Annotated in this window: 5 protein-coding genes; all 5 read right to left on the bottom strand. The window is 72.9% G+C overall.

The features are described 5' to 3' along the window. Window positions 1–126 precede the first annotated feature (126 nt). On the bottom strand, window positions 127–1,569 hold the full coding sequence (locus tag MMF94_RS23820) for a rhamnulokinase (RefSeq protein ID WP_241039384.1): 1,443 nt from the start codon (window positions 1,567–1,569) through the stop codon (window positions 127–129). 2 nt (window positions 1,570–1,571) lie between these two features. After that, window positions 1,572–3,026 carry an L-fucose/L-arabinose isomerase family protein gene (locus tag MMF94_RS23815; protein WP_241039368.1) on the bottom strand — a complete coding sequence of 485 codons (1,455 nt, stop codon included), beginning with the start codon at window positions 3,024–3,026 and terminating at the stop codon, window positions 1,572–1,574. Between the two features lie 28 nt (window positions 3,027–3,054). Beyond that, window positions 3,055–5,091 (bottom strand): bifunctional aldolase/short-chain dehydrogenase, encoded by a 2,037-nt coding sequence (locus MMF94_RS23810; RefSeq protein WP_241039367.1) that lies wholly within the window; start codon window positions 5,089–5,091, stop codon window positions 3,055–3,057. Window positions 5,092–5,132: 41 nt separating this feature from the next. Continuing rightward, window positions 5,133–6,299 (bottom strand): L-rhamnose isomerase, encoded by a 1,167-nt coding sequence (gene rhaI / locus MMF94_RS23805; protein WP_241039366.1) that lies wholly within the window; start codon window positions 6,297–6,299, stop codon window positions 5,133–5,135. Between the two features lie 147 nt (window positions 6,300–6,446). Further along, the gene (locus MMF94_RS23800; protein ID WP_241039365.1) at window positions 6,447–9,263 is read right to left on the bottom strand and encodes a family 78 glycoside hydrolase catalytic domain; all 2,817 of its coding nucleotides are present in this window, start codon (window positions 9,261–9,263) and stop codon (window positions 6,447–6,449) included. Window positions 9,264–9,409: the final 146 nt, after the last annotated feature.

Raw genomic sequence — 9,409 nt, 5'->3', positions numbered from 1 at the left:
CCAACGACTACGAACAAACTCACACCCACGCCGCACCCGCGGCCTGACACACCGACGTGTCCACGAAACCCAGGCAAGCCCAGCCTGACGTGTGTGCCGTGGCCAGCAGGTATGTGCGGTCAGGTCTTACCCGTGTACCCGGCGTTCGGCCGACGCCCAGGCGACCTCGTCGCCTCGTGGCTCGTAGGTCGCGAGCTCCTGGGTCCGGACCAGCAGTTCGCGCAGGGCGGCGAGGTCGCCGCTCACCGCGCCGAGGGAGCGGGCCTGAACCAGCACGTTGCCCAGCGCGGTGGCTTCGACCGGCCCCGCGACGACCGGCAGCCCGCAGGCGTCGGCGGTGAGCTGGCAGAGCAGGGCGTTGCGGGCGCCCCCGCCGACGACGTGGACGACGTCGACCGCACGGCCCGAGAGTTCCTGCGCGGCACGCACGGCGCGGCGGTGGGCGAGGGCGAGGCTGTCGAGGATGCAGCGCACCGTGGCCGCGCGGCCCTGCGGGACGGGCTCGCCGAGTCGTCTGCAGGCGTCGGCGATGCGGGCGGGCATGTCGCCCGGCGGGAGAAAGGCGGGATCGTCGGCGTCGACGACCGCTGCGAACGCCGGCACCGCCGCCGCCTCGGCGAGCAGAGCGGTGAGGTGGGACCCGGGCCAGACGCGCAGGCACTCCTGCAGCAGCCAGAGCCCCATGACGTTGCGCAGGTAGCGCACGGTGCCGTCGATGCCGAGCTCGTTCGAGAAGTTCGCCGCGCGTCCCTCGGCGGAGAGCACCGGGGCCGGCAGCTCCACACCGACCAGCGACCACGTGCCGCAGGAGATGTAGGCGAAACGCTCCCCCGTCGCCGGCACGCCCACCACCGCCGACGCGGTGTCGTGGGAGCCGACGGCGACCACGGGAACCGGCCCGATGAGTCCCGTCTCGGCACGTACGTGCGGCGAAAGCTCCCCGATCCGCTCCCCCGGCTCCAGCAGCGGCGCGAAGAGGCCCACGGGGATCCCGGCCCGTGAGATCAGGTCCTTCGACCACGTGCGGGCGCGCACGTCGAGCAGTCCTGTGGTGGAGGCGTTCGTGATCTCGGCGCGACGGGCACCGGTGAGCCAGTAGGCGAGCAGGTCGGGCACCAGCAACAGGTCGTGGGCCGCCTCCAGCTGGGGCGAGCCCGCGGCCGCGACGAGCTGGTAGATCGTGTTGAACGGCAGTTCCTGAACCCCGGCGACCGCGTAGAGGTCTGCCGCGGGGAGCGTCGCGTGCAGCCGCTCGGGCACGCCGTCGGTGCGTGCGTCGCGGTAGTGCACGGGGTTGCCCAGCAGCGCGCCGGTCCCGTCGAGCAGGCCGAAGTCGATCGCCCAGGAGTCGATCCCGACCGAGTCCAGCGGCGCCTCCGCGCCGGCAGCGCCCAATCCGTCCAGCACGCCGCGGTAGAGCCCCAGCACATCCCAGTGCAGGGTGCTGCCTACGCGGACCGGGCCGTTGGGGAACCGGGCGGCCTCGGCGAGATCCAGTCGGCCGGGACCGACGTCGGCGGCCATCACCCGGCCGCTCGACGCTCCCAGGTCGACCGCGGCCACCCGCACGGTCACGGGACCCGTACCTCGACGAACTCCAGCTCCACGAGGTCCGCGACGGCGGCGAGCTCGGGCACCTTGTGCCCGGTGCCGAGCGCCCAGTGGTGATCGACGCCCGACGCGCTCCAGACGTCGGTCCACTCGCCCGGGTCGCACCCGAAGTCGACGCGGGAGGTGGTGTTCCCGATCTGCAGATGCGGCCCCGCCACCACCTCGCCCTCGGCGGCGACCAGGACGAAGCGCCCGTCGCGTCGCTGCCCGATACCGCAGAGCGTGACGGGGCCGTGCTGCACGTCGAACTCGACGGAGACGCCCCGCCCGCGCTTGCCGTGGTAGACACCGAGCCCGCGCAGCAGCGGCCGCCGCGAGCTGATCGCCAGGTGCGCAGGTCCGTCGTGGCCCATCTCCACCACACCGGCGGTGAAGTCCAGCGCCTGCAGCTCCGTGAAGGAACCGCCCGCGCCGAGCCGGTCCAGCACCAGCATGGCGATCGAGTTGCGTAGCTCGTACTCCCCCGCCGCCGGCACGCCACGGGCGGTGAGCAGCGAGGCGCCGAGGATCAAGCCCGCGGCGAGCGTCTCGTGTTGCTCGCCGTTCAGGCCGCGGTGGTAGTAGGCGAGCGAGTCGAGCGCGAAGTCCTCGACGAGCCGGTCGAGGCCGACGGAGACCCGCGCGCCCCACTCCAGGTCGGCGGCCTCCACCGAGGCGTCGACGTCGAAGACCTCACGGGCCAGCGCCACCCGCTCCTGCGTCTGCGTGTCGGTGACGGCCTCGACCCGCACCCGCAGGTCGTCGATCTCCAGCACCTCGACGTGCCCACCGAGCTGCGCCGACACGGACGACAGGTCCGTCGCGACGTCGAGCATGCCCGGGTAGAGGTGGCCCATCAGGCCGTGCCGGGCGTGGCGCAGCGTTCCCCGGACGCCCGCGGCCCGCACCCACCGGGCGATCCGTGCCCACGCGCGCTCGTCCTCGACGTGCCCCGACACCGATCGGAAGGCGACCCCGGCGCGGTCGAACGCGTTGGCCATCTCCGGGAGCGGGCAGGCCCCGCAGTAGGCGAGCCAGGCTCCGGTGTCGAAGGTGGCGTGGTCCATCCGCTCCGTGGGCTGCAGGTTGATCAGCAGCACGGGCGCACCGCTGCGCTGCGCGACCGGCACCAGCATGGACGCCGTCATGTAGGTGGTCAGGAAGCCGACGATGAGATCGCAGCCCCCGACCCGCAGCTTCTCCGCGGCGGCCGCGCCCTCCTGTGCGTCGGAGATGAAGCCGACGTCGACGACCTCCACCTCGTCGCCGAGCGCCCGCAGCCGCTCCGACACGCGCGCGGCAGAGCGGCGCAGCTGCGGGAGCAGGTCGGGGAACTGCGGCCAGTACGCGCCGAGCCCGCCGGCCACGAGCCCGACGGTGGTGCGGCGTGAGGTGGTCCGCACGAGGCCCGCGGGGGTCTCGAGCACCGAGGTCATGACAGCTCCTCTCCTTCGAGGTGATTCGTCAGCGCAGGAACGCCGCCGCGACCCCGGCGTCCACCGGGATGTGCATTCCGGTGGTGTGGGACAGATCGCCTGCGGTGAGAACGACGACCGCGGCCGCGACGTGCTCCGGCAGCACCTCACGCTTCAGCAGGGTCCGCTGCGCGTAGAACTCGCCGAGCTTCTCCTCCGGCACGCCGTACACGGCGGCGCGCTGCGCACCCCAGCCGCCCGCGAAGATCCCCGAGCCCCGGACGACGCCGTCCGGGTTCACGCCGTTGACCTTGATGCCGTGCTCGCCGAGCTCGGCGGCGAGCAGCCGCACCTGGTGGGCCTGGTCGGCCTTCGCCGCGCCGTAGGCCACGTTGTTCGGCCCGGCGAACACGCCGTTCTTGCTGGCGATGTAGACGATGTCCCCGCCCATGCCCTGCGCGATCATCGCGCGCGCGGCGGACCGGGCGACGAGGAACGAGCCCTTGGCCATGACGTCGTGCTGGATGTCCCAGTCGGCCTCGGTGGTGTCCAGCAGCGGCTTGGAGATCGACAACCCGGCGTTGTTGACCACGAGGTCGACCCCGCCGAAGGCCAGTGCTGCCGCGTCGACGGCGGCGGCCACCGCATCGGCCGAGGTGACGTCCACCGTCACCGGCACGGCGACGTCGGCGTTCCCCAGCTCGGCGGCCACACCGGCGGCAGCGTCGCCGTCGCGGTCGGCCACCACCACACACGCGCCCTCGGCCGCGAGCCGCGTCGCCGTGGCCCGGCCGATCCCCGAACCGCCGCCGGTGACGAACGCGATCCGTCCGGCGAGCGGCTTCGGCTTCGGCCGCCGCGCGAGCTTGGCCTCCTCGAGGGCCCAGTACTCGATGCGGAACTTCTCCGACTCGGGGATCGGCTCGTACGCCGACAGTGCCTCGGCGCCGCGCATCACGTTGATCGCGTTGACGTAGAACTCCCCGGCGACGCGGGCGGTCTGCTTGTCGGCGCCGAAGCTGAACATCCCGACGCCCGGCACGAGCACGATCGCCGGGTCGGCCCCGCGCATCGCCGGGCTGTCCGCAGTGGCGTGCCGCTCGTAGTAGGCGCGGTAGTCCTCACGGTAGGCGGCGTGCAGCTCGCGCAGCCGCGCGATCGCCTCCTCCAGCGGGGCGGTGGCCGGGAGGTCCAGCACGAGCGGGCGCACCTTCGTGCGCAGGAAGTGGTCCGGGCAGGAGGTGCCGAGCGCGGCCAGCGGCTCGAGCTTTTCGCGGGCGAGGAAGTCGAGCACCGCGTCGGTGTCGGTGAAGTGGCCGACCTGACGGCGGTCGGTGGACGCGAGTCCGCGCAGCACCGGTGCCAGGGCCGCGGCCCGCGCCTGGCGCTCGTCCGCCGGCAACGGCTCGTAGCCGGGCCGGACTGCGCCGAAGGGCTCCGCCGACCCGCGCTCCTCGATGTAACGGGTGGCGGTGGCGATGATGTCGAGCGAGTTGGCTTCGCACTCCTCGCTCGTGGCGCCCCAGGCGGTGATCCCGTGCCCGCCCAGGATCACGCCGACCGCCTGCGGGTTGGCCCGCTTGACGGCGGCGATGTCGAGGCCGAGCTGGAAGCCGGGGCGCCGCCAGGGCACCCACACGACCCGGTCCCCGAAGATCTCCTTGGTGAGCGCCTCGCCGTCGGTGGCGGTGGCGATCGCGATGCCGGCGTCGGGGTGCAGGTGGTCGACGTGGTCGGCGTCGACAAGCCCGTGCATCGCCGTGTCGATCGACGGCGCTGCTCCGCCCTTGCCGTGAGCGCAGTAGTCGAACGCGGCGACCATCTCGTCCTCGCGCTCCACACCCGGGTAGACGTCGACGAGCGCACGGAGCCGGTCCAGGCGTAGCACCGCGAGCCCCGGCTCGGTGAGCGTTCCGAGGTCGCCGCCCGAGCCCTTGACCCACATGAGATCGACGGGCCGGCCGGTGACGGGGTCGTCGGCACTGGCCTTGGCGGAGGTGTTGCCGCCCGCGTAGTTGGTGGTGCGGGGGTCGGCGCCGAGGCGGTTGCTCCGGCCGAGGAGCGCCTGGACTGCCGGGTGGGTCATCGTCTGCTTCTCCAGCGTTCGTGGGGTGGGCGGATGCGGGTTCAGGCGCCCCAGCCGGCCTGCTGCCCGCCGACCCGCTCGGACTCGATCTGCTGCTGGTAGCCCGAGCGGTGGTAAGCGGCGACGGGTTCGGGGTCGAGGTCCATCTCGGCGCGCAGTTCGCGCAGCAGCGGGCGCACGTCCGAGGAGTAGGCGTCCATCAGCACCTCATTGGCGCCGAGCACGTCACCGGAGCGCTGCGCGGCCGCCAGCGCGTCGGTGTCCACGAGCAGTGCCTTGGCCGTGGCCTCCTGCACGTTCATCACCGACCGGATGATCGCCGGGATCTTGGCCTCGATGTTGTGGCACTGGTCGAGCATGAACGCGATCCCCGCGGCCGGGGACAACGCATCGGCAGAGACGATCTCGTGCATGATCCGGAACAGCTGGAACGGGTCGGCCGCGCCCACCATCAGGTCGTCGTCGGCGTAGAAGCGCGAGTTGAAGTCGAACGCGCCGAGCTTCCGGGCCCGCAGCAGGAACGCCACGATGAACTCGATGTTCGTGCCGGGGGCGTGGTGGCCGGTGTCGATGCACACCGTCGCCTTGTCACCCAGCTCGATGCAGTGTGCGTAGGAGGTGCCCCAGTCCGGCACGTCCGTGGTGTAGAAGGCGGGCTCGAAGAGCTTGTACTCCAGCAGCATCCGCTGGTCGGGACCGAGCCGGTCGTACACCTCGCGCAGCGCCTCGGCGAGGCGGTCCTGCCGGGCGCGAATGCTGTCCTGACCGGGGTAGTTGGTGCCGTCGGAGAACCACAGCTTCAGGTCACGGGAACCCGTGGCGTCCATGATGTCGACGCACTCCAGCAGGTGGTCGGTCGCCTTGCGGCGCACCTGCGGGTCGGGGTTGGTGACGCTGCCGAGCTTGTAGTCGTCGTCCTGGAAGACGTTCGCGTTGATCGCCCCGATGCCCACGCCCTGGTCCGCCGCGTACTTCGCCAGCTCGGCGTAGTCGTCGACGCGGTCCCACGGGATGTGCAGTGCCACCGCGGGCGCCACTCCCGTGAGGCGGTGCACCACTGCGGCGTCCGCGATCTTCTCCTGCGGCGTCCGCGGCACCCCGGCCTGCGCGAACACCTTGAACCGCGTGCCCGAGTTCGCGTAGGCCCACGAGGGGGTCTCGATGCGCTGCTCCCGCAGCGCCTGACGAACGACTCCCGGGTCAGCCATGCTGTTCTCCCCTCCCGCGGCGCTTCCACGCCGTGGCCGTGCTCGATCCGGCGACGCGCCGCGACGCCGGTTCCCGTCCCGTACGGCGCCCGAGCGCACTCTGCTCGTCGTGCCCGTTTCTATCGATATCCGTCACGTCCGTCGGGTTCATGACGGCACGGCCGGTGCTTCGGCGACGATCTGTTCCAGCCGCGCGCGCACCGCGTCGGGCGCCGGCCGCAGGAGCGGCGGGACGAGTGCAGGCAGCGCGGACGCGGGGGCGTCGAGGTACGGGGCGATGCGCCCCGCGACCACGGCGCTGTCGGCGGCGAGCCCGGTCTCGACGGCCACGCTGACGAGCTCGTCCCACAGCCAGGGGCTGTCGATCACGTCCCGGACCGTGCGCACCGGCCGGGCCTGCGGCACGGCCTCCTCGACGTCCCAGTGGTGGCGGCCGTGGCCCACCTCCACCGCGGTCGCGCTGCCGGGCAGGTGGACGGTCGCACGCGCGCCGACCGGAACCTCGACGTCGAGCAGGAAGCGCCCGTCGGAACGCCGCCAGGCGACCGCGGCCTGGCCGTACGGCGTCTCGTGGCGTGCCGCGGCGCTGGTCAACCAGCCACCGGGGATCGGCCGGACGAGGATCCGCCGGTATCCCGGTTCGGCGGGAGCGAGCCCGGCGACGACCCGGTGCAGCCAGTCGGCCACCGCGCCGAGCGCGTAGTGGTTGAAGGAGGTCATCTGGCCGGGGTTGATCGACCCGTCGGGGAGCATGCTGTCCCAGCGCTCCCAGATCGTCGTGGCCCCCATCGTCACGGGGTAGAGCCACGACGGGCAGCCACGTTCGAGCAGGAGCCGGTACGCGAGATGCGGCTCGCCCGCGATGGTCAGGGCGTCGGTGATCAGCGGCGTGCCGACGAACCCGGTGGCGACCCGAAAACCTGCGCTGCGCACCAGGTCGGCGAGCCTGCGCCCGGCGTAGGCGCGCTGCTCCGGGGTCGGTAGCAGGTCCCAGACCAGGGCGATGGCGTATGCCGTCGGAGCGTCGTTGTGCAGGCGCCCGGACGGGCTGACGAACTCCCGCGCGAACGCGTCGCGGGCCGTGGCGGCGAGGTCGGTGTAACGGCTGCGCTCCTCGTCGCGGCCCAGCACCTCGGCGGCTCGCGCGACGATCTCCGCGGACCGCACGAGGTGGGCGGTGGCGACCAGGTCCGGATCCGTGCGCGCGGCCGCAGGGTCCTCCGGCGGCGCGGCGGGGTCGAGCCAGTCGCCGAACTGGAAGCCGCCTGCCCAGAGCCCGTCCTTGCCGGCGAGGCCGGCGATCCGATCGGTCCAGGCCCGCATGCTGTCGAACTGCGCGGCGAGCACGCCGGCGTCGGCGAAGCGCTCGTAGAGCACCCACGGCACGACCGTGGCCGCGTCGCCCCACGCCGCCGCGGCCGGGCCCTCCGGGCCCCGGATCGCGTCCGGCACCACGAACGGCACGGACCCGTCGGGCTGTTGCTCGGCGGCGAGGTCGGCGAGCCATGAGGTCAGGAACCCCGAGCAGTCCGCGAGGAAGGACGCCGTGGGGGCGAAGATCTGGATGTCGCCGGTCCACCCCATCCGCTCGTCGCGCTGCGGGCAGTCGGTGGGGACGTCGAGGAAGTTGCCGCGCATGCTCCGCGCGACGTTGGTATGCAGCGTCTCGACGTCCGGGTCGGAGCACTCGAAGGAGCCGATGGGCGCGAGATCCGAGCTCAGCACCACGGCGGTCACGGACTCGATCTGCGCCTCGTCGACACCGCTCAGCTCGGCGTACCGGAAGCCGTGGAACGTCAGCGACGGTTCGAGGACGGCGACCGTGTTGCTCCCCGCGGCGAGCAGGTAGTCGTCGGTGGCCTCCGCCGACCGCAGCGGCCGCACCCCGAGCTCCCCGCGCTCGAGCACCTCGGCGTGCCGGACCCTCACGCGCTGCCCCGCCGCGCCGCCCCGCACCCGCAGCCGCACCCAGCCGACGACGTTCTCCTCGAAGTCGACGAGCAAGCGCCCGGACGGGGAGCGGAAGAGCGCGACGGCGGGCACCTCGGCAACAGCGCGCACGGGCGGCCCGGACGGCGGGACGAGCCGGCCGAGGTCCTCGTCCAGCACGTCGACGGGCTCCTCCGGGCCGTCCGGGTCCCACCGCAGGTCGGTGGTCTGGCCGTCGTAGAGGTCATCGGCGAGCACGCCACTCGCCCGCGCGCCCCAGGTGGCGTCGGTGCCGAACGTGCGGACCGTGCCGTCGGCGTGGGCGACCTCGAGCTGTGCGAGCGCGGCGAGCCGCTCGCCGTAGAGCGCGCGCTGCCCGTCCCAGCCGAGCCTGCCGCGGTACCAGCCGTTGCCCAGCAGCACCTCGATCGTGTTGGCGCCCTCGCGCAGCAGGGCCGTGACGTCGTGGGTGCGGAAGCGCAGCCGGTGGGCGTAGGACGTCCATCCCGGGGCGAGCTCCTCGTCGGTGACGCGCTCGCCGTTGATCGACGTGACGTGCAGCCCGAGCGCGGTGATGTGCAGGCGTGCCCGGACCACCTCACCGTGCAGCTCCACGGTGCCGCGCACGATCGGCGCCGGCTGCCCGATCCCGCCCACGGTGCGGGGTGAGACGAAGCGGGCGCTCCAGTCGGTGGCGTCGAGCAGCGTGGTCTCCAGCGCGGCGGGCTCGCTCCAGTCGCTCCAGCCGCTCCCGTCCTGCCCGGCGACGCGGACGCGGACGCAGGCGCGGGCTCGTGACTCCAGCGGTGGGAACGGCCAGGCCACGAGCACCTGCTCGGAGGTGTCGACGCGCTCCGTGACGACGTCGCCTGCCTCGTCGGTCAGTTCGAGCTCGACTGCGGACTGGACGAAGCCCTCGGGGGCGGAGGGGATGCGCCAGGAGAGCCGGGGGGAGGCGCTGCCGATGCCGAACCCGGAGGCGGCGTGCTCGAACCGGACGGGTTCGGGCCGGGCGGTCGGGGACGGATAGGGCATGCGGCCTCCCTTGGTCGCAGGACATCCGGCGCCGGGCCGGCCAGGGCGCTCGCGGAGCTCGTCAGCTCCGCTGCACGCAGCGCGCGACACCTATGAAACGTTTCATACCATCGCTCCAGCAAGGTAGCCCGCATCACGTCAAACGT

Source organism: Pseudonocardia alaniniphila (assembly GCF_022524485.1).
GTDB classification, from domain to species: Bacteria; Actinomycetota; Actinomycetes; order Mycobacteriales; family Pseudonocardiaceae; genus Pseudonocardia; species Pseudonocardia alaniniphila.
This window is presented reverse-complemented; position numbering and strand designations above follow the sequence as displayed.